The sequence below is a fragment of the Kineosporia corallincola genome (genome assembly GCF_018499875.1).
Taxonomy (GTDB): Bacteria; Actinomycetota; Actinomycetes; order Actinomycetales; family Kineosporiaceae; genus Kineosporia; species Kineosporia corallincola.
Window position 1 is genome coordinate 24,130 of the sequence record NZ_JAHBAY010000021.1, and the last position, 19,248, is coordinate 43,377.

Sequence of the window (19,248 nt, forward strand, 5' to 3'; positions counted from 1 at the left end):
CGCCGTCTCCTCAGTCGATCAGCGTGCGGCCGGTCAGGTGCAGGAAGACGTCTTCCAGCGAACTGCGCCGGACCAGGACCGACAGCGGGCGGTCCGGGCCGGCGTCGACGAGCCGAGCGGTGGCGTCGCCGTTCGCGGTGTAGATCAGCAACCGGTCGGGCAGCACCTCGACCCGGGCGGCCTGGTCGCCGAGAGGCAGCCGGTCCCGGTGCCGTTCCAGGTCGAATCCGGGATAACGGACCTCCACCACCTCACGGCTGGAATACCGCTCGATCAGCTGCCGGGGCGAGCCCTCGGCCACGATCCGGCCGCCGTCCATCACCACCAGGCGGTCGCACAGCTGCTCGGCCTCGTCCATGTAGTGCGTGGTCAGCACCAGCGTGACGCCCTGCTGCTTGAGCCGGTGCAGACGGTCCCAGAGCACGTGCCGGGCCTGCGGGTCGAGGCCGGTGGTCGGCTCGTCGAGCAGCAGGATCTCGGGGGCGTTGATCAGCGCGCGGGCGATGGTGAGGCGGCGTTTCATGCCTCCGGACAGGGGTTCCACCGGGCTCTTCGCCCGCTCGGTGAGCTGGGCGAACCGCAGCAGCTCGTCGGCGCGGACCGCCACCTCGGAGCGGGACAGGCCGAAGTAGCGGCCGTACACCAGGAGGTTCTCGCGCACCGTGAGTTCCTCGTCGAGCAGATCCTTCTGCGGCACCACGCCGAGACGTGCGCGGATCGCCGGCCCGTCGGCCTCCGGGTCCATGCCGAACATCGTCAGAGTGCCCGCGGTCAGGGGTGAGACGCAGCCGATCATGCGCATTGTGGAGGACTTGCCCGCACCGTTCGGGCCGAGGAACCCGAACGCCTCACCCCGGCGTACGTCGATGTCGATGCCGTCGACGGCGACGAAGTCGCCGAACTGTTTGGTCAGCCCGCGCGCCTTGATCAGGACGTCTTTCTCAGGGACGCCCGCGGGGACGTCGTGGGGGCCGGGACCGGGATCGGCGTCGTGCGCGATCCTCAGGTCGTCGTGTTCGCTGTGGTGCCGGGTGCCTGCCGTACCGTCCGTCCGTGAACCGGTGGTGGGCCGTTCCCCCGCCCCTGAGGTCATGCTCGACGGCTCTCCTTCTCGTCCTTGCCCCACTGGCGTTCCCGGGGCACGTCCATCGACCGGCACAGGGCGAACCAGACGTCGCGGTAGGGCTCCCCCGCGTCCATCGCCTGCTCGGCCGTGCGGTTGCCCAGCTCCAGCAGCACGTGGTCACGGACCAGCGTGCGGCCGTGGGCCCGCCCGAATTCGTCGTCCACCAGTTCCCAGAACTCACTGCTGCGCACCGCACGAGCATGCCACCGCCGGGGCGGGGCGCGCGCGGGGATTCCCGGTTCCCGGCTGTCCGGGAGGACCCGTGCGTGGTCATTGACCTGCGGGGACGGTGATCGAACCGAAATTGTCGGTGGTCCGTGTGAGGATCCTTTCCGTGAGCGAGGGGGGTGCTGGAGGCATGATGGATCAGGTACTGGAGCGGTTCTCGCCGGCTACGCGGGCATGGTTCACGGGGGCTTTCGCGGCGCCCACCGCGGCGCAGGCCGGGGCCTGGAACGCGGTGAGCGCCGGCCGGCACGCGCTGGTGGTGGCGCCCACCGGGTCGGGCAAGACGCTGTCCGCGTTCCTCTGGGCGCTCGACCGGCTCACCTCCAGCCCGGCCCCCGAGGAGCCGTCCCACCGCTGCCGGGTGCTGTACGTGTCGCCGTTGAAGGCGCTCGCGGTCGACGTCGAACGCAACCTGCGCTCACCGCTGGCCGGTATCCGGCAGGCCGCCGGGCGGCTGAACCTGCCGCTGCCCGAGGTCAGGGTGGCGCTGCGCTCCGGTGACACCCCGGCCGACGAGCGCCGGGCCTTCACCCGCACCCCGCCCGACGTGCTCATCACCACGCCCGAGTCGCTGTTCCTGCTGCTCACCTCGAAGGCCCGGGAGATGCTGGCCGGGGTCGAGACGGTGATCATCGACGAGGTGCACGCCGTGGCCGGCTCGAAACGCGGTGCTCACCTGGCTCTTTCGCTGGAACGGCTCGATGCCCTGCTGGAGCGCCCGGCCCAGCGGGTCGGGTTGTCGGCCACGGTGCGGCCGATCGAGGAGATCGCCCGCTGGCTCGGCGGCCGCAACCCGGTCGAGGTGGTGCAGCCCCCCTCCACCAAGCAGTGGGACCTGGAGGTGGTGGTGCCGGTGGCCGACATGGCCGAGCTGGACAACCATTCCAACGGCGTCCCGGGGGCGGGCGCCGATCCCGGTGACGACCTCACCGGCGCCGCGGCCGGGGCGGCACGGCGCCCGTCGATCTGGCCGCACGTCGAGGAACGCATCGTCGACCTGATCGCCGCGCACCGCTCCACGCTGGTCTTCGCCAACTCCCGGCGGCTGGCCGAGCGGCTCACGGCCCGGCTGAACGAGATCTGGACGGAACGGCTTTCGCTCGCCGAGGAGGAGCTCCCCGACCACGGCGGTGTGCGGCCGGCCGAGCTGATGGGGGGTTCCGGGGCCTCGGCCGGCGCGCTGCCGGTGCTGGCCCGGGCGCACCACGGCTCGGTCAGCAAGGAGCAGCGGGCGATCATCGAGGGTGAGCTCAAGGCCGGGCGGCTGCCCGCCGTGGTCGCCACCTCCAGTCTGGAACTGGGCATCGACATGGGGGCGGTCGACCTGGTGATCCAGGTGGAGTCGCCGCCCAGCGTGGCCAGCGGCCTCCAGCGGGTCGGCCGGGCCGGGCACCAGGTGGGGGCGGTGTCGCAGGGGGCGCTGTTCCCGAAGTACCGCGGCGACCTGGTGCAGACCGCGGTGGTGGTGGAGCGCATGCGTGAGGGCGCGATCGAGCAGCTGGCCGTGCCCGCCAGCCCGCTCGACGTGCTGGCCCAGCAGATCGTCGCGATGGTGGCGATGGACGAGTGGCCGGTCGGTGAACTGGAAGACCTGGTGCGGCGCTCGGCGCCGTTCGCCTCGCTGACCCGCGGTGTGCTGGAGTCGGTGCTCGACATGCTCGCCGGGCGTTATCCGAGCGACGAGTTCGCCGAGCTGCGGCCACGTCTGGTCTGGGACCGGCACGGCGACGTGCTCACCGCCCGGCCCGGCGCGCAGCGCCTGGCGGTCACCAGCGGCGGCACCATCCCCGACCGTGGGCTCTTCGGGGTGTTCCTGGCCGGCGGCGACGAGGCCCGCAAGGGGGCCGGGCGGCGGGTCGGCGAGCTCGACGAGGAGATGGTCTACGAGTCCCGGGTGGGCGACGTGTTCACCCTGGGCTCGTCCGCCTGGCGCATCGAAGACATCACCCACGACCGGGTTCTCGTCACCCCGGCACCGGGTCAGCCCGGCCGGCTGCCGTTCTGGAAGGGCGACCAGCAGGGACGCCCGGCCGAGCTGGGCCGGGCGGTGGGGGCCTACGTGCGCTCGCTCGGGCGGATGAAGGACGAGGCGGCCCGGGAGCGGGTGCGCGCCTCCGGCCTGGACGAGTGGGCGGCCGACAACCTGCTCACCTACCTGGCCGAGCAGAAGCAGGCCACCGGGCACCTGCCCGACGACAAGACGATCGTGATCGAGCGGTTCCGCGACGAGATCGGCGACTGGCGGGTGGTGGTGCACTCGCCGTTCGGCGGGCAGGTGCACTCCCCGTGGGCGCTGGCTCTGGCGGCCCGGTTCCGTGAGCGCTTCGGGGTGGACGTGCAGGCCGCACCCGGTGACGACGGCATCGTGCTGCGGCTGCCCGACATCGAGACCGACGACGGTTCGGCGCCCGACGTCGCGGACCTGATCGTGCTGGAACCGGAAGACGTCGAGGAGATGGTGACCGCCGAGCTGGGCGGCTCGGCGTTGTTCGCCTCCCGGTTCCGCGAGTGCGCGGCGCGGGCCCTGCTGCTGCCACGGCGTCAGCCCGGCAAGCGCCAGCCGCTGTGGCAGCAGCGTCAGCGGGCCGCGCAGCTGCTCGAAGTGGCCTCCCGCTACGGCAGTTTCCCGATCGTGCTGGAGACGCTGCGCGAGTGTCTTCAAGACGTGTTCGACGTGCCGGGGCTGGAATCGCTGATGCGTGACGTGCGGTCCCGCTCGGTCAAGGTGGTCGAGGTGACCAGTCAGCAGCCGTCGCCGTTCGCGCGCAGCCTGCTGTTCGGTTACGTCGCCCAGTTCCTCTACGAGGGTGACTCGCCCCTGGCCGAGCGCCGGGCCGCCGCGCTGGCCCTGGACCCGGCACTGCTGGCCGAGCTGCTCGGGCGGGGTGAGGGCGCGTCGCTGCGTGACCTGCTCGATCCGTCGGCACTGCGGCGCACCGAGGAGGAGCTCCAGCGGCTGGCACCGAACCGGCGGGCGCGCACGATGGAGCAGGTGGCCGACCTGGTGCGGATGATCGGGCCGCTGTCCACGGCTGAGGTGGTGGAGCGCACCGTCGACGCGGACGCCTGGGCGCGGGCCGAGGCGGCGAGTGGGGGCGAGGTCTCGCCGGGTGAGGCCGAGGGCTGGGGCGGCGACGAGACCGAGGCCGAGCGTCTGGCGGCGGATGCCGAGCTGTCGACCGGGCAGGTCGCCGGGCAGGTCGCCGGGCAGGCGGCCGGGCAGGTCGCCGGGCAGGCGGCCGGGCAGGTCGCCGGGCAGGCGGCCGGGCAGGTCGCAGGGCAGGCGGCCGGGCAGGTCGCAGGGCAGGCGGCCGGGCAGGTCGCCGGGCAGGTCGCCGCCGCGCCCACGGCCGAACCGGCTGAGGTGGCGCGCTGGCTCAGCGAACTCGAAGGGGCCCGGCGGCTGATCCGGGTGCGCGTCTCGGGTGAGGAACGCTGGGCCGCGGTCGAAGACGCCGGGCGGTTGCGCGACGCGCTCGGCACAGCGCTTCCGGTGGGTGTCGCCGAGGTGTTCACCGAGCCCGTGCCCGATCCACTGGGTGACCTGCTGTCGCGGTACGCCCGCTCACACGGGCCGTTCACGGCGCAGGACCTGGCGACGAGGCTGGGCCTGGGCGCGGTCGTGGTGGTCGACGGCCTGCGGCGGCTGGCCGACGGCGGTCGACTGGTGCAGGGCGAACTGCGGCCACTGGAGTGCGGCGGCGGGAAGGGCACCGACTACTGCGACGCCGAGGTGCTGCGCACCTTACGACGGCGGTCACTCGCGGCGCTGCGGGCGGAGGTGGAGCCGGTGCCGGCGCTCGACCTGGCCCGGTTCCTGCCCGGCTGGCAGGGCGTCGGAGGACGTACGCGTGGTGTCGACGGCGTGCTGCGCGCGGTCGAGCAGCTGGCCGGGGCCTGGGTCCCGGCCAGCGCACTGGAGACGCTGGTGATCCCCGGCCGGGTGCCCGGATACACGCCGGCCATGCTCGACGAGCTGACCTCGGCCGGTGAGGTGGTGTGGGCCGGTCACGGCAGCCTGCCCGGTGACGACGGCTGGGTCTCGCTGCACCCGGCCGACCTGGCCCCGCTGACCCTGCCCCCCGAGGATGCCGAGTTCGAGCCCGAGGAAGTGCATCTCGCCGTGCTCGACGCCCTGGCCGGGGGCGGGGCCTACTTCTTCCGGGCCCTCAGCGCCGCCGTGAGCAGCACCGACGATCAGAAGCTCACGGCGGCGCTGTGGGACCTGGTCTGGGCCGGGCGCATCAGCAACGACACGCTGGCCGCGCTGCGGGCACGGCTGTCCGGGGGCCGCACGACGCACAAGACCCGTGCCGCCCCGCCCCGGGCCCGCTACGGGAGGTACGGCGGGCTGCGGGCGGCGCGGGCCGGGGCAGGACGTCCGTCGATGCCGAGCCGGACCGGGCCGCCGCTCGCGGCCGGGCGCTGGTCGCTCCTTCCCGAGCGTGAGCCCGATCCGACGGCGCGGGCGCACGCCCAGGCCGAGGTGCTGCTCGAACGGCACGGCGTGGTCACCCGGGGTGCGGTGATGGCCGAGCGGGTGGCCGGCGGGTTCGCGGCGGCGTATCGGGTGCTGTCGGGGTTCGAGGACGCGGGGCGGGTGCGGCGCGGCTACTTCGTCGAAGGGCTGGGGGCGTCGCAGTTCGCCGGGACGGGGGCGGTGGACCGGCTGCGTGCGTCGGCCAGGCCGGCCGGGGAGACGTTCGCCTCCGAAGGTGGGCTGCGCACCGTGGTTCTGGCGGCGGCCGACCCGGCCAACCCCTACGGCGCGGCGCTGCCGTGGCCCGAGCGTCCGGCCGACAACGCCGGCCACCGGCCGGGACGTAAGGCCGGGGCGATCGTGATCCTGGTCGACGGGGCTCTCACGCTGTATGTCGAGCGGGGTGGGCGCACCCTGCTGAGCTGGACTGACGAGGAGGAACTGCTCCGCGCCGCCGCCGACGCCCTGGCCCTGGCGGTGCGGGAGGGGGCGCTGGGCAAGCTGACCGTGGAGAAGGCCGACGGGGAGGGCGTGCTCGGCCGCGACAATCCGCTGGCCCAGGCGCTGGAGAACGCGGGCTTCCGGGCGACGCCGAGGGGGTTGCGGCTGCGGGCATGACCGCAGCGGCGACACAGTGGCAGCACAGTGGCAGCACAGGGCAGCACAGGGCAGCACAGCGGCGGTCAGGCCGGGCCGAACCGGCTGACATACCGCTTCTGCCAAGGCGTTTCGACGGCGTGCCGCGAGTACCGCTCGCGCACGTAAGACACGGCCTCGCCGGGCGGCACCCCGTCGAGCACCGCCAGGCAGGCGAGGGCGGTGCCGGTGCGACCTCGTCCGCCGTGGCAGGCGATCTCGACACGTTCGTCAGCGGCCCGGGACAGAGCCTCCCGCAGAACGGCCAGGGCCTCATCCTGGTCCGAGGGCAGGCGGAAGTCGGGCCAGCGGATCCATCGGGCTTCCCAGGCGACCTCCGGGGGCCGCCGGCCCAGCAGGTACACGCCGAACTCCGGGGGCGGACCGGTGGGCGGGCCGTCGCGCAGGCCGCGCCCCCGTACCAGACGCCCCGACGGCAGGGTGAGCACCCCGGCCGATCCTGCCGGCCATCCCCCGGACATCCACGCCCCTCGCCGCTCGTCGCGCCAGAACTGCGCCCGGCAACCGTCTCACGCGCCGGGCCAGCTGTCTCACCCGCGAAAATTACACCGCGCGGCCAGGATCCGGTCCAGGTCCGGCGCCGCCCACCCCGGAGCCCCGCCCACCCCGGAGTCCGCCACCACCGGTGCGAGGTCTGTCCCGGGGGGGGTGAGCCCACCCACACCGGCCGGCTCGGCGTGAGCGTACGCGCCGCCAGGTCGTCGAGTTCCGTCGCCCGCACCACTCGACGTGACCGCAGATGTCCCCAAGCCCTCAGGTCCCAGCCGCCGCACCGCTCGACGTGACCGCAGGCGTCCCCAAGCCGTCCGGTCCCAGCCGCCGCACCGCTCGACGTGACCGCAGGCGTCCCCAAGCCGTCCGGTCCCAGCCGCCGCACCGCTCGACGTGACCGCAGGCGCCCCCAAGCCGTCGAGTTCCGTCGCCCGCACCGCCCGACGCGACCGCAAACGTCCCCAGGTTGTTGGGTTCCCCGCCCGCAGCGCCTGTTTCCGTGATGCGCAGCCGCGCAGGCCCACACACCCGTGCCGGGGCAGGAGGCCTGCGCGGCAGGATGGGGCCGACCCAGGAGGAAGATCCTGGTCAGACGGCCTGCGAGTGCAGCTTCACCGCGGCGACGAGCTGATCGAGCAGGCCGGCGACCTCACCCTGACGGCGCTCCATCGGCGCGAGCTCCTGGGTGCTGGGCTCGACGTCGAAGAACATCGAGAGCGCGACCTGGGCACGCACGTCCACCATGTGGAAGTTGGCCACGATCTGACGCCACTGCTCGACGGCGCGGATGCCGCCGTCGGCGCCGAACGACACGAAACCGACCGGCTTGCTGGCCCACTCGGCACCGAGCGAGTCGAAGGCGTTCTTGAAGGCACCGGGCACGCCGTGGTTGTACTCCGGCGTCACGAAGATGAAGCCGTCCATCGCGTCGACGGCGTCACTCCAGCGCTGCACGTTCGCCGAGTCGTACTTCTTGCCGGCCGCGGCGGGCACCACCGGCGACGTCAGCAGCGGCACGTCGAACGCCTTCAGGTCGATCAGCTCGAACTCGGCGTCGGTCCGGCCGTCGGTGGCGGACAGCAGCCACTTGGCGATGGCCTCCGTACGACGCGCGCCGTCGCGGACGGATCCGACGATGATGCCGATCTTCATGACCTTCTCCATACTTGAGTGCTCAATTACTTAGTTGCGATCGCAAGTACAGCACTGGATGATGGTGACCGCAACCATCGGCTCCGGGATCGGGACCAACGACACACGACGAGGCGGTCAGGTCATGACGGATCGGCACGATGGACCGGGGACAGCCGGGCTGGAGATCGGGTACGAGGGCCCGGAACGCGGCGGACCGCCCTGGCTCGACCGCTCCGCCGCCGACGCCTGGCTCAATCTGGTCGCCGTGATGGAGCTGCTGCCCGTCGCCCTGGACGCCCAGCTCGTGCGCGACAGCGATTTGTCGTTCGCCGAGTTCCTCTGCCTCGCCCAGCTGGCCGAGGCGGACGGGCACGCCCTGCGCCTCACCGACCTCGCCGCGACCACCAACCTGGGCCTGCCCCGGATCTCCCGGGTGGCCGCCCGGCTCGAGAAGGACGGGTTCGTGCAGCGGCGCGTGCACGAGAAGGACGGCCGCTCCCGCCAGGTGCGCCTGACCGATGACGGCTGGGGCAAGCTCGCCGAGGCGTCCGCCGGGCACATCGGCCTGGTCAACGAGATCTTCGTGAACCGGCTCTCCGCCGCGCAGTTCGAACAGCTGACGGCGATCGGCGCGGCGCTGGCCGAGGGGCTCGACACGAAAGGGCGGGTGCTGGCCCGGGCACTGCACAGCCGTAACGAGCGGCCGGGCCTGTCCCGCGACCCGGCCGAGCTGCGTGCGGGCCTGAACCCCTGACCGCACGGATCCGGAGCCAGGTCAGGCGGCGACCGGCACCGGTTCGGCCGTGCGGTCCATGCACTTCCAGGCCCCGCCCCGCAACGGTTGCAGGGTCATGACGATGTAGACCACCCCGACGACGACCAGGGTCGGCCGCAGCCCGAGATGATCGACGGCGAACCCCGCGCCCAGGCTGCCGAGCGGCATGCCGGCCCAGCACCCGGCGTTGACCAGGCCGAACACCCGGGCCCGCATGCGCACGGGGATCCGCTCCAGCTGGACCGTGCCGAGGATCGGGTTGATCGCCCCCGCCGCCAGCCCGGCCAGGCCCTTCACCACCACCAGCGCCCACAGCGGCAGCCCGGCGGTGAGCAGGAGATACACCGGGCCGCCGCAGATCGTGAACGCCACGACCATGGTGGGACGCCGGGGCAGCCGGTGCCCGATCGCACCGAACACCAGCGACCCGATCATCGCCCCACCACCCATCACCCCCACCATCAGCCCGAGAGCGACCGCTCCCCCGAGCTCACGCTGGGCGTAGACCGGCAGCAGCACGGTGCTGCCCGCGGCGTCGAGGAGATTCGTGACCACGACGAGCAGCACGATCGCCCGCAGCAAAGGCTCACGCACGACGAACTCCAGTCCCTCCCGCATCCCCTTCCAGTACCCCTGCCCCTCTCCCGACCCGGCGTCCACCACGGTGGACGTCGCACTCGAGTCCTCGAGAGCGTCCACCATCGGGTTCCGGAACCGCACGAGGCAGGCGACGAGCAACGCCGAGACCAGGAACGTGGCGGTGTCGACGAACAGCGCCTCGAGCGAGCCCAGCGCCACCACGAGGAACCCGGCGGCGGGCGCCCCCAGCAGACGGGCACCGCGCTCCGTGGCCTCCATCCAGCCGACGGCCCGCTCCAGCGGAACTCCGGCCTCCGCAGCCACTTCCGGCAGCAGGGCACGACGCGCCGTCTGCCCCGGGGCGTCGATCAGCGACCCGGTGAAGAGCAGGGCGAGCACCACCCACAGCGGCAGCCCGACCGTGATGTGGAGGATCGGCACCAGGGCGACGAAGAAACCGCCGAAGACGTCGGTGAGGATGCTCGCGCGCCGGTAACCGAGACGGTCGACGACGGCCCCACCGAACAGGTCGCCGATGACGATGGGGAGGCTCGCGACCACCCCCGCCGCGCCGGTGGCGGAGGCCGAGCCGGTCACCTTCAGCACGTAGAGCGGCAGGGCGATCAGCGTGATCATGTTGCCGGTCAGGGAGATCGTGTGCGCCGCGTAGAGGGCACGGAGAGGCCTGCCCGTCGTTCCTGCCACCTGGGTCATTCCGGCCTCCGGAAGAGCTGGTACACGAGGACCGCGGTCTGGGTGCCGGTGCGGTCGTTGGCCACGGACCTGGCTTCCCAGCGCTCGACCAGATCGTTCACCTCGGACTGGAGCTCACGCATCTGGTCGAGGGTCAGGTGCAGGAAGGCGTCGCCGGTGGTGGACGCCCGCACCCAGTCCGGGTCCATCGCCGGCTCGGCGGCCAGGTACTGCTCGAACACCTCGGCGTAGCGCCGCGCGATGGTGCGCCGCAGTTCACCCGAGGCCTGGTGCCGGGCGGGGTCTTTCAGGTCTTCGGAGGGAGACCAGGAGGTGTACGCGTGCACGGCCCTCCACCAGCGCTCGCGGCGGTCGCGCGCGAGCTCGGGCGCCTCCTCGACGAAACCGAACTCGGCCAGCTTGCCCACGTGGTAGCTGACCGAACCGGGAGCCTCGTCGACGATCTCGCAGAGCATGCCCACGGACTGCGGCCCCCGCACCCGGAGCTCGCCGAGCAGCGTGATGCGCAGGGGGTGAGCCAGGACCCGCATGGCCTTCGGGTCGCTGAGCCGCAGCGTGTCGAGGCCCCGGTAGGGCCCGCCGAGCCGGTCACCGGCTGGGCCGTCGCCCCCGGCCGGGCCCGCGCCGTCCGAGTCGCCGCCGTCCGAGTCGCCGGCATCCAGGCCGCCGTGGGCATCCACGCCGTCGCCATCCAGCTCAGAGGCGGCGGCCAGGCCCTCGCCGGCCTTCCGCCCGACCTCTGCTGCCCGCTCGCGGCGCCCGTCACTCGATCGCCCAGGGTCCCCGGTCCAGTTCATGAGCCCGAGCGTAGATGCACAAGAACTCTTGTGCAATGTTCATTGTCGAACTCCTCGTGCCCGGTGCGGACGCCGTACCGCCCGTCTACGGGCATGCTGGGCGGATGCCCGAAGGTGACGTCGTTCTACGGACCGCCCGCCGCCTGCACGCCGCGCTGGCCGGGCGGGAACTGGTCACGGCCGATCTGCGCTGGCCCTCACTGGCCGCCGAGAACCTGGTCGGCCTGGAGGTGATCGAGGTGGTCGCGATCGGCAAGCACCTGCTGATCCGGCTGGACCAGAACGCCACGCTGCACAGCCACCTGCGGATGGAGGGGTCGTGGCACGTGCACCGCACCGGAGAGCCGTGGCGCCGGCCACGCACCGAGCACGAGATCCGGGCGGTGCTGGCCAACAGCGAATGGACGACGATCGGCCATCACCTCGGGATGCTGGACCTCGTCGCCACCGACCGCGAGCACACGCTGGTGGGACATCTGGGTATGGACATCCTCTCGGCCGCCTGGGACCCGGCCGTCGCCGTGCGGCGGGTGCGCGACCAGGGCGATCGCGAGATCGGGCTGGTGCTGCTGGATCAGCGGGTGATCGCCGGGATCGGGACGTTCTTCATGAGCGAGGCGGCGTTCCTGCGCGGGGTGAACCCGTGGACGCCGACGTCGTCCGTGGGAAAGCTCGACGAGCTGGTGCGCCTGGCGCACCGGCTGATGGTGGTGAACGTGGACCGGGCCACCCAGGTAACCACCGGCAACGCCCGCAAGGGTCAGGAGGCCTACGTGCACGCCCGGTCCGGGCGACCGTGCCGGCGGTGCGGCACGACGATCCGGGTGGCCCAGCTGGGCGAGGCGCCGAACGACCGGGCGGTGTTCTGGTGCCCGCACTGCCAGCCGGGGACGGTGCCGACCGACGACGGACGGGTGCGACGCCCCCTGGGCGCGACCCCCGCTCCGGCGGGACGGCGGACGCGGTCGCCCTACCGGCGCTGAGCGCGGGCGGAGGTGGCCGACACCGCGACCGATCGGGCGGCAAAACGACACCGCCCCGGGCACAGACGATCCCGGGGCAGGTGTGCGGTGTGGAGATCCGGGCTTATGCGGCCCCGGCCAGCTCGCCGGCCAGCCCGTCGGGCACGGTGTCAGGCACACGGACGGCTGCGGGCACGATGTTCTCGGCCGCGGCGACCCGTTCGCTCACCTCGTGCAGCACCGAGGACAGCGGGACGTCGAGAGCCCCGCAGATCGATGCCAATAGCTCGGACGACGCCTCCTTCTGACCGCGCTCGACCTCGCTCAGGTAGCCGAGGGAGACACGGGCCACCGAGGACACCTCACGCAGGGTGCGGCCCTGCTGGCGCCTGGCATCGCGGAGCACGTCGCCGATCTCCTGTCGTAGAAGCACCATGGCGCGCCCTCCTTTCTGTGGTCCTACCCTCGGCGCCCCGCCCGGAAGGCGGGACTCGACGGTGTTGGCACCATCTTGCCCCCGAACCGTTACGACCGTGTGGCCGACAGTCCGGCGTCCGTTCGACTTGACGGACTGTTCTGTACCCCGGTCGTTCAGCGGGCGCGGTGGTTGAGGACCGGCCGATGCGCGTCGTGGTGGTTTTACCGTACCCCGCGGCACCGACAACGGTCGCGTAGGAGTCCGAACTGCGTGTGCCGGGACAGCACGTTCGGACCGGTTGGCAGCTGGCGACATGTTGTGCTCAACGGTGGTCGTGGCGCACGTGTTCCAGGGTTGAGGCGACCTGACTCACCTTTGATCGGCCCTTGACGTTCGGCGGCCGGTGTGAAGCAGTCAGCAGGCCACGTCGATCAGCAGTTCGAGCAGCCGGGCGGCGCTTCCCAGCCGCACCGCGGCCCGGTCGCCGGGCAGGTCCAGCCGAACCACCAGCGCCGTGACCTCGCCGTTACCTACAGGCCGGTAAAACTGCTGATCAGTCGCCGGTTCACGACACACGTCGCGCGGCCCGGCGACAGCCACGAAGACCCGCCCGGCGGGGGCACCGTCGGCCGGGCCGGGCCCGGCGACACCGGTCGTGGCGAGCCCGAAATCGGCCTTGAGCAGACGCCTCACCCCCAGCGCCATCTGCGCGGCGACGTCCGGATCGACCGGTCCCCGGGCCGTCAGCAGGTCCGGATCCACGCCCAGCACGTCACGTTTCACCTCTGTGGCATACGCCACGACGGCGCCACGCAGCACTGCCGACGCACCCGCGATCGCCACCAGCGAGGCCGAGACCATGCCGCCGGTGAGCGATTCGGCGACCGCCACGGTGCGCCCTTGTTCGCTCAGGGCAGAAACGATCTGGGCCGCACTCTGATCGACATCCGCAGCTGTCTCGCCGGCGATGTCGGCGTGATGGGGCGACGCCGCGAGCTCGGTCTCGTCCGCCTCACCCGGCTGCGGATCCGGCCGCGGGACATCCTCGGTCTGCGTCATGAACACAGACTGCCACCGGCGCCCGGCGGCGCCCGCTCAGGAGGCCGGTGCGCCGCTGTGTCGCTCGCGGCGCACCGTGCGCCGCAGCCGCACGGCCTGGAACACGTAGTCCAGACCGGTGACCAGGGTCAGGGCCACGGCGACACCCATGCAGACGAAGGCCAGCGGCTCCACCACCCCGGGCAGGGGCGCCACCATCAGCGAGATCGCCATCGACTGCACCACGGTCTTCGCCTTGCCGCCGCGGCTGGCCGCCATCACGCCGTACCTGATCATGAAGAACCGCATCACCGTGATGCCGAGCTCGCGGACGAGCACGACCACGGTCACCCACCACCACAGCGCCCCGACGATCGACAGCGAGATCAGCGCCGCCCCGATCAGGGCCTTGTCGGCGATCGGGTCGGCGATCTTGCCCAGGTCGGTGACCAGGCCCCGGCTGCGGGCCAGGTCACCGTCGATGCGGTCGGTGATGATCGCCGCCAGGAAGGCCACCGTGGCGGCGATGCGCCAGCTGGTGACGTGCCCGTCGTCGTGCAGCATCAGGAAGACGAACAGCGGCACCAGGGCGATCCGCAGCGCCGTCAGGGCGTTGGCGATGTTCCAGTTGCTGGGCTTGCTGGGCGGCGTGGTCGAGGCGTTCACCCGGCTGAGTGCACCGCGACGGGGGCGGCCGAGCCCGCCCGCTGGAGGGGGGAGGCGATCAGGTCGACGCCCAGCGACTCGGTGACGACCGCCTCGATCCAGTCGCCCGGTGAGGCCTGCACACCCGGCAGGAGGATCTGCCCGTCCACCTCCGGGCCCTGGTGGGCGGCGCGGCCGACCACGGTGTCCGGGTCGTCGTCGTCCGTGCCCTCGACCAGCACCCGCACGTGCTCGCCGACCCGCTCCTCGGCGCGCTGCGCGGTGAGTTCCTCGACCAGGCCGGTGATGTGGGCGAGGCGGGCGGCGATCTCGTCGTCGGGCAGCTTGCCGTCGAGCGTGGCCGCCTCGGTGCCGTCCTCGTCCGAGTAGCCGAACACGCCGACCACGTCGAGCCGGGCCTCCACCAGGAAACCGGCCAGCTCCTCGACGTCCGCCTCGGTCTCGCCGGGGAACCCGACGATGACGTTGGACCGGATGCCGGCCTGCGGACTGCGCTCGCGGATGCCCTGGAGCAGCGTGAGGAAGTCACCGGTGCTGCCGAAGCGCCGCATGCGCCGCAGCACCGCGTTGGACGAGTGCTGGAAGGACAGGTCGAAGTAGGGCGCCACACCCTCGGTGCCGACGATCGCGTCGATCAGGCCGGGCCGCAGCTCGGCCGGCTGGAGGTAGGACACCCGCACCCGGTCGACGCCGTCGACGGCCGCCAGGTCGGGCAGCATCGTCTCCAGCAGGCGCAGGTCGCCCAGGTCCTTGCCGTACGAGGTGGAGTTCTCGCTGACCAGGAACAGCTCCTTGACGCCGCGCTCGCCCAGCCAGCGGGCCTCGGTGAGCACCTCGGCCGGGCGGCGGGACAGGAACGCGCCGCGGAAGGCGGGGATGGCGCAGAACGCGCAGCGGCGGTCGCAGCCGGAGGCCAGTTTCAGCGGGGCCCAGGGGCGCCCGTCGAGCCGGGCCCGCATCACTCGCGGGCCGCTGACCGGGGCCACGCCGTCGGGCAGGTCGCCGATGATCACCGGGTCGGGCGAGGCACCGTGGCCGGGCACCGCGACACCGGCGGCCGACGAGCGCGCGGCAGGAGTCAGCGGCAGCAGCGTGCGCCGGTCCACCGGCACGTGCGACTTGGGCTTCTCACCGTGCAGGATCGCGTCGAGGTGCGTGGAGAGGTCGGCGTAGGAGTCGAACCCGAGCACCGCGTCGGCCTCGGGCAGCGAGTCGGCCAGCTGCTCGCCGTAGCGCTCGGCCATGCAGCCGACCGCGACCACGGCCTTGGTGCGGGCGGACCCGTCGTCTTTCAGCTCGGCCGCCTCCATCAGCACGTCGATGGAGTCTTTCTTGGCCTGCTCGACGAAGCCGCAGGTGTTGACCACCGCGACATCGGCATTCTCGGCGTCGTCGACGAGCTGCCACCCGGCGGCGGCCAGACGACCGGCCAATTCCTCCGAATCGACCTCGTTCCGGGCGCATCCCAGAGTGACCAGAGCGACGGAGCGGGTAACGGAACCAGGGGCAACCACGGCCACAGACTACTGGCCGTTTCTGGTTCCCGATCCCGCCCCGGTCCGGTGTGCGTCGAATGAGCGCACAGACGGACGACGAGGAGCCCGGTCCGGGCCCCTCGTCGTCCATGATTTCAGCTGTTCTCGTTCGCGCTGAGCAGCGCCCGCATCGGGCGGGTGGGCTGGAGCCAGGCGCCGCCCTCGGGCAGGTTGTCGAGACGCACGCGCGGCAGCGGGGTGGTGAACGCCCCCGGGACGTCTTCCAGGTCGACGAACCGGATCACGTCCGACTCCTGGGCGTAGCCCGCGACCTCGACGAACGAGAGCACGGTGACGTCGACGCCCTCGCGCGCCAGCTCTTCGAGCGGCTCGTTGAAGTTGCGCCCGTCGCCGCTGGCCACCACCAGGCGGCGCAGACGCCGCGTGCGGTGCCGCTCCGCGATGTGGGCCAGCATGTCGGCGTCCACGTCGTCGAGCGGGCCCAGCTTGGGCCGGGCGAACACCGCGTAACCGAACGACCGGATGGCCTCCACCCAGCCCCGCATGGTGGCCGCACCTCCTGGCGGCACGTTGGCGAACACCGCGCCCTCGACGTCCCGGTCGCCCGCCTGCGCGAGCAGCCACTTGGCCACGGCGTCGAACCGGGGCCGCGACTGCGCGGACGGCCGGCCACCGATCACGTTCGACAGCGTCATGTCGATGTTCGGTGCGTCCCAGACCAGCAGGTCCAGCTCCGACCGGCCGGTGGCGGCGGTGTCGGTGATCAGGTCTTCTACCGAAAGTGGGGCGTCGTCGCCCATGTCGTCAATCATCGTCCATACCTGGTTCCCATAGATCTTCTACCCGTCCGGCGTCGTCATCCGGCGGGGTCTCCCCCCGAATCAGGGCCAGCGTGGCAGGAAGATCGTCTGGTTTCACCATGACGTCACGCGCCTTGCTGCCCTCGCTCGGTCCCACCACGCCCCGGGATTCAAGCAGGTCCATCAGGCGACCCGCCTTGGCGAACCCGACGCGCAGCTTTCGCTGGAGCATCGAGGTCGACCCGAACTGTGAGGTGACGATGAGTTCGGCAGCGGCCAGGAGCAACTCGAGATCGTCGCCGATGTCCTCGTCGATCTCCTTGCGAACGACCGGGGCGGCGACATCATCCCGGTAAACCGGCTGCAACTGCTCCTTGACGTGTTGGACGACCTGCTCGATCTCACTCTCGGTCACCCAGGCACCCTGCACGCGCATGGGTTTCGAGGCACCCATCGGCAGGAACAGACCGTCACCCTGACCGATCAGTTTCTCCGCGCCGGGCTGGTCGAGCACCACCCGGGAGTCGGTGACGGAGCTGGTCGCGAAGGCCATCCGGGACGGGACGTTGGCCTTGATCAGACCGGTGACCACGTCGACCGAGGGACGCTGCGTGGCCAGCACCAGGTGGATGCCGGCGGCCCGGGCGAGCTGGGTGATGCGCACGATGGCGTCTTCGACGTCACGCGGAGCAACCATCATCAGATCGGCCAGCTCATCCACCACCACCAGCAGGTAGGGGTAGGGCCGCAGCTGCCGGTCGCTGCCCGGGGGCAGCACCACGCTGTTGTTGCGGATGGCCTTGTTGAAGTCGTCGATGTGCTTGAACCCGAACGCCGACAGGTCGTCGTAACGGGTGTCCATCTCCTTCACCACCCACTGGAGGGCCTCGGCGGCCTTCTTCGGATTGGTGATGATCGGCGTGATCAGGTGCGGGATGCCCTCGTAGGCGGTGAGCTCCACGCGCTTGGGGTCGACCAGCACCATCCGGACCTCGTCCGGTGTCGAGCGCATCAGCAGAGAGGTGATCATCGAGTTCACGAACGACGACTTACCGGCACCGGTGGCACCGGCCACCAGCAGGTGCGGCATCTTGGCCAGGTTCGCGATGACGTAGCCGCCCTCGACGTCCTTGCCCACACCCATCACCATCGGGTGCTCCGAGCGCCGGGCGGTCTGGCTGCGCAGCACGTCGCCGAGCGCCACCGTCTCGCGGTCGGTGTTCGGGATCTCGATGCCGATCGCCGACTTGCCCGGGATCGGCGACAGGATGCGGACGTCGGCGCTGGCCACCGCGTAGGCGATGTTCTTGCTGAGGGCGGTGACCTTCTCCACCTTGACCGCCTGGCCCACCTCGACCTCGTAGCGGGTCACGGTCGGGCCGCGGCTGAAGCCGGTCACCTGGGCGTCGATGCCGAAGTCGTCGAACACCCGGGTGAGCGACTCGACCACCTTGTCGTTGGCGGCGCTGCGTTCCTTCGGCGGCGGGCCGGCGGTGAGCATGTCGGACGGCGGCAGGTGGTAGGCGACGTCGCCGGCCAGCAGCAGCTGCTCGACCCGCTCGGGCAGCTGGGTGGTCTCCGGGGCCTCGGGCGGCTTGGAGGGCACCGGCACCGGCTGGGTGTGGGCCACCGGCGGGGGCGGGGGCGGTGCGGGTGCCTTCTTGCTTCTGGACGACGGGGAGCCCGTGCCGCGACCGGCGTCGAGCAGTTCCTGGAGGCTGACCTCGCCGGTGTCGTGGACCTCGTCGGCCTGGGCCGCGGCGTCCACGTCGAACACCTTCGGCGTCTTGCGGCGGGGCTGGGTCGGGACCGGGGCGGTGTCTTCCTCGTCCGGCGTGAGCAGGGCCTGCGCGTACGCCTCGTCACCGTGCATGGAGGCGCCGCGGCCGGCACTGCGGTAGGAGGACCGCAGGTCGTCCTCGGTGCCCATGCCGGTGAGCACGTCGTGCACGTAGCGCAGGCGCTCGGGGATGGCGTAGACCGGGGTGGCAGTGACCACGAGGATGCCGAAGAAGGCGAGCAGCAGCAGGATCGGCACGGCCGCCCAGGCGCTCACGCCGGCGTTCAGCGGGGCCGAGGTGAGGTAGCCGATCATGCCGCCGGCGCCGCGCATGTCGCTCGCGCCCTCGGACGGGCCCGGGATGCCGTTGGCCAGGTGGGTCAGGCCGCAGGCGGAGATCGTGATGGCGGTGGTGCCGATGGCCATCCGGTTGACCGAGTCGATCTCCTCCGGCCGGCGCATCACCAGCCAGCCGGCGACCAGCAGCAGCAACGGCAGGGCCAGCCCCACCTTGCCCACGGTGCCGGCCACGATCGCGTGCACCGCGACACCGACGTTGCCGGGCAGCCCCCACCACTCGCGGGCGGCCACCACGATCGCGACGGCGATCAGCAGCAGCCCGACGCCGTCGCGGCGGTGATCGGCGTCCAGCTCGCGGGCCTGTGCACCGACCGCCCGCGCACCGCCACCGACCAGGTGCGCGAAGCCCATGTAGACACCCCGCACCATCCGCAGCGGCAGGGCCGGGCGGGAGCGCGTGGTGCGCCGGGCGGGCGCCTTCGTGGTGGCCTTGGTGGTGCGGCCCTTCGGCGGTGCCTTGGTGGTGCGGCCCTTGGCCGGGGCCTTGGTGGTGCGGCCGGTCGTGGTGCGGCTGCGGCCGGACGCACCTCGGGAGGCGTTCGAGCGTGCCGAACTGCCGCCAGATGTGGACGTACGGGTCGCCATGGTGGCGAGGCTACGCGATAGCCACGCCGGATCACGGGTGCAACGCCGACCCCAGGGTGACCGGTCGGCCACCGGACGCGGGTCCGGACGGGTGCCGGGATCAGGCCGTTCGTGCCGTACCGCACTCCACTCTTCGCCCGGGGCGGGCTGACACGCCGGGT

The 19,248-nt window shown here is 72.1% G+C and carries 15 protein-coding genes; 3 read left to right on the forward strand and 12 right to left on the reverse strand.

From position 1 onward, the window contains the following. Window positions 1-10: 10 nt before the first annotated feature. Together KIH74_RS33340 and KIH74_RS33345 are read right to left on the reverse strand one after the other, a co-directional pair. Complete coding sequence (locus KIH74_RS33340; protein ID WP_214160419.1) at window positions 11-1,093, reverse strand: ABC transporter ATP-binding protein; 1,083 nt, start codon at window positions 1,091-1,093, stop codon at window positions 11-13. Then, a complete protein-coding gene (locus KIH74_RS33345; protein ID WP_214160420.1) occupies window positions 1,090-1,317 on the reverse strand; it encodes a DUF3046 domain-containing protein in 228 nt (75 codons plus the stop codon). Before KIH74_RS33345 ends, KIH74_RS33340 begins: the two co-directional genes overlap by 4 nt. A 167-nt stretch (window positions 1,318-1,484) precedes the next feature. On the opposite strand from KIH74_RS33345, the gene KIH74_RS37270 reads away from it, so the two are divergent. Beyond that, window positions 1,485-6,452: an Lhr family helicase gene (locus tag KIH74_RS37270; RefSeq protein ID WP_246573680.1), complete on the forward strand. Its 4,968-nt coding sequence runs from the start codon at window positions 1,485-1,487 to the stop codon at window positions 6,450-6,452. Between the two features lie 65 nt (window positions 6,453-6,517). Here KIH74_RS37270 and KIH74_RS33355 read toward each other — a convergent pair whose 3' ends face one another. Together KIH74_RS33355 and KIH74_RS33360 are read right to left on the reverse strand one after the other, a co-directional pair. Continuing rightward, the gene (locus KIH74_RS33355; RefSeq protein ID WP_214160421.1) at window positions 6,518-6,952 is read right to left on the reverse strand and encodes a protein-tyrosine phosphatase family protein; all 435 of its coding nucleotides are present in this window, start codon (window positions 6,950-6,952) and stop codon (window positions 6,518-6,520) included. A 619-nt stretch (window positions 6,953-7,571) separates the two neighbouring features. Continuing rightward, the gene (locus KIH74_RS33360) at window positions 7,572-8,135 is read right to left on the reverse strand and encodes an NADPH-dependent FMN reductase (protein ID WP_214160422.1); all 564 of its coding nucleotides are present in this window, start codon (window positions 8,133-8,135) and stop codon (window positions 7,572-7,574) included. Between the two features lie 124 nt (window positions 8,136-8,259). Between KIH74_RS33360 and KIH74_RS33365 the strand changes: the two genes are divergently transcribed. After that, window positions 8,260-8,871, forward strand: a complete 612-nt coding sequence (locus KIH74_RS33365) for a MarR family winged helix-turn-helix transcriptional regulator (protein WP_214160423.1) — start codon at window positions 8,260-8,262, stop codon at window positions 8,869-8,871. 21 nt (window positions 8,872-8,892) lie between these two features. Here KIH74_RS33365 and KIH74_RS33370 read toward each other — a convergent pair whose 3' ends face one another. After that, window positions 8,893-10,185, reverse strand: coding sequence for an MFS transporter (locus KIH74_RS33370; protein ID WP_214160424.1), 1,293 nt, complete (start codon window positions 10,183-10,185; stop codon window positions 8,893-8,895). After that, entirely contained in the window at window positions 10,182-10,982 is an 801-nt protein-coding gene (locus KIH74_RS33375; protein WP_214160425.1) for an ArsR/SmtB family transcription factor, read from the reverse strand. Before KIH74_RS33375 ends, KIH74_RS33370 begins: the two co-directional genes overlap by 4 nt. A 104-nt stretch (window positions 10,983-11,086) precedes the next feature. Here KIH74_RS33375 and KIH74_RS33380 point away from each other — a divergent pair, with 104 nt between their 5' ends. Beyond that, complete coding sequence (locus tag KIH74_RS33380) at window positions 11,087-11,965, forward strand: DNA-formamidopyrimidine glycosylase family protein (protein ID WP_214160426.1); 879 nt, start codon at window positions 11,087-11,089, stop codon at window positions 11,963-11,965. 103 nt (window positions 11,966-12,068) lie between these two features. Here the strand turns inward: KIH74_RS33380 and KIH74_RS33385 are convergent, their stop codons facing one another. The 6 genes from KIH74_RS33385 to KIH74_RS33410 form a co-directional block, all read right to left on the reverse strand. Next, window positions 12,069-12,380, reverse strand: a complete 312-nt coding sequence (locus KIH74_RS33385) for a helix-turn-helix domain-containing protein (protein ID WP_214160427.1) — start codon at window positions 12,378-12,380, stop codon at window positions 12,069-12,071. 396 nt (window positions 12,381-12,776) lie between these two features. Further along, window positions 12,777-13,421, reverse strand: coding sequence for a CinA family protein (locus KIH74_RS33390; protein WP_214160428.1), 645 nt, complete (start codon window positions 13,419-13,421; stop codon window positions 12,777-12,779). A gap of 36 nt (window positions 13,422-13,457) precedes the next feature. Then, complete coding sequence (pgsA, locus tag KIH74_RS33395) at window positions 13,458-14,066, reverse strand: CDP-diacylglycerol--glycerol-3-phosphate 3-phosphatidyltransferase (RefSeq protein WP_214160429.1); 609 nt, start codon at window positions 14,064-14,066, stop codon at window positions 13,458-13,460. Next, window positions 14,063-15,580, reverse strand: coding sequence for a 30S ribosomal protein S12 methylthiotransferase RimO (gene rimO / locus KIH74_RS33400; RefSeq protein WP_214160430.1), 1,518 nt, complete (start codon window positions 15,578-15,580; stop codon window positions 14,063-14,065). The genes pgsA and rimO overlap by 4 nt, the downstream gene beginning before the upstream one ends. A gap of 116 nt (window positions 15,581-15,696) precedes the next feature. Then, window positions 15,697-16,374, reverse strand: coding sequence for an NYN domain-containing protein (locus tag KIH74_RS33405; protein WP_246573682.1), 678 nt, complete (start codon window positions 16,372-16,374; stop codon window positions 15,697-15,699). After that, window positions 16,367-19,087, reverse strand: a complete 2,721-nt coding sequence (locus KIH74_RS33410; protein WP_246573683.1) for an FtsK/SpoIIIE family DNA translocase — start codon at window positions 19,085-19,087, stop codon at window positions 16,367-16,369. Before KIH74_RS33410 ends, KIH74_RS33405 begins: the two co-directional genes overlap by 8 nt. Between the last annotated feature and the right edge of the window lie 161 nt (window positions 19,088-19,248).